Source organism: Candidatus Symbiopectobacterium sp., assembly GCF_020054415.1.
In the GTDB taxonomy this organism is placed as follows: Bacteria; Pseudomonadota; Gammaproteobacteria; order Enterobacterales; family Enterobacteriaceae; genus Symbiopectobacterium.
Genome location: NZ_JAHWCO010000287.1, coordinates 1 through 1380 on the forward strand (window position 1 = coordinate 1; position 1380 = coordinate 1380).

Consider the following 1380-nt stretch of genomic DNA (forward strand, 5'->3'; position numbering starts at 1 on the left):
AAAGGCCGAACACGCGTTTCATCATCAGGACTGTGGTGATGGCCATATCTGAGTAGTGGAGCGGTCTTCCACGCCGTTCAGTAGTGTTTTTTTCCGTCCATGCAGCAATGGCTGATTCATCCAGCCATACGGTTAGAGACCCGCGCTGCTTGAGTGCCTGGTTATAAGAGGGCCAGTTGGTGATTTTAAAATTTTGTTTTGCCATGGAGACCTGATTTTGAAACAACTGTGGTGATCTGCTCCGATGATTACCCAAAAGTTCTATTTATTCAACAAAGCCACACAGCAGACGTCTGTGGCTGGAATGGATAGCGATGGCAAAAGACGTTGGTGTCCCGCTACTAAGCAGCGCAGCCCGGACGTTACGTAAACGACTGTACGGAACCCTGAATGCCATGAAACACAGGGTATCAAACGGTAATGCAGAGTCACTAAACAGCAAGATAAGGCTGCTGCGGATCAAGTCCAGAGGATACCGGAACAAAGAGCGCTTTAAGGTGGCAGTGATGTTCCATTACGGCAGGTTAAACATGGGGTTATGAGTCTCCCACCATGATCGGGGAAGACCCATACACATACAGTAACACTAAGGATGAAACCCATCATGCGTGCGCACTCTATTCGTTCAGAACGTCATCAGCCAGCCTCACTGCACAGCGCCCCGATACCACGGCACACTGTTGCGGGATACGGCAGCGGTATCATCAGCGAAATCGACTACAGTGTTGAGCACCCAATGACAACGCTTCTGTTACTTCCCCTTTTGCAACAATTAGCCGCGCAGTCACGCTGGCTACTGTGGCTGGCCCCACAACAAAAAATTAGTCGCCACTGGTTACAGCAATCGAGTTTACCGCTGGATAAAGTTATTCAACCTTATCAACTCAATCCCAATGAAACCGTGGATGCCATGGAAAAAGCACTGTTAACGGGAAATTACAGCGTTGTCTTATGCTGGCTTGAGCACCATTTGACAGAAGAAGAAAGTATGCGTTTGAGGCAAGCTACCCAAAAAGGAAACGCCTACGGTTTATCATGAGACCACAGTGTATAAACGGAGAAGAGGATGGACTATTTTCTCGCCTAAAAATTCATTCAACGCTGTACCATTAAGTAAATTAAGAGTTTTATCATCTGCGTGTCGCCATCCTGATGTGTTTGACGCTAAAACCACGGATAAGCAGGTGGGGTGCGCGTCGACCATTACGGATAAACGTTGCGATTCGCCAAAATAAACTATTATTTGTATTAGTCGAGACTAGATCTGACACTGGACCTTGAAAGGTTGAGAGTTACCGGTTTTGATATGGGTGTCTAATCCTTAAACAAAACGCGAGGTAACTCTCATGCTTCATACTAACAATCCCATTATCAAACACA

General features: G+C 46.7%; 1 protein-coding gene and 2 pseudogenes. 2 read left to right on the forward strand and 1 reads right to left on the reverse strand.

Translation table 11 applies throughout. The features are described from left to right. Window positions 1–205, reverse strand: a 205-nt coding sequence (locus tag QZ506_RS08325; RefSeq protein ID WP_291970331.1) for a transposase, incomplete at its 3' end; no start/stop codon positions are given. A 76-nt stretch (window positions 206–281) separates the two neighbouring features. On the opposite strand from QZ506_RS08325, the pseudogene QZ506_RS08330 reads away from it, so the two are divergent. Both QZ506_RS08330 and sulA read left to right on the forward strand, forming a co-directional pair. Then, window positions 282–542: pseudogene (locus QZ506_RS08330) on the forward strand (transposase); the annotation flags it as partial. Window positions 543–604: 62 nt separating this feature from the next. Next, window positions 605–1113, forward strand: a pseudogene (gene sulA / locus QZ506_RS08335) (SOS-induced cell division inhibitor SulA). The last annotated feature ends 267 nt before the right edge of the window (window positions 1114–1380 follow it).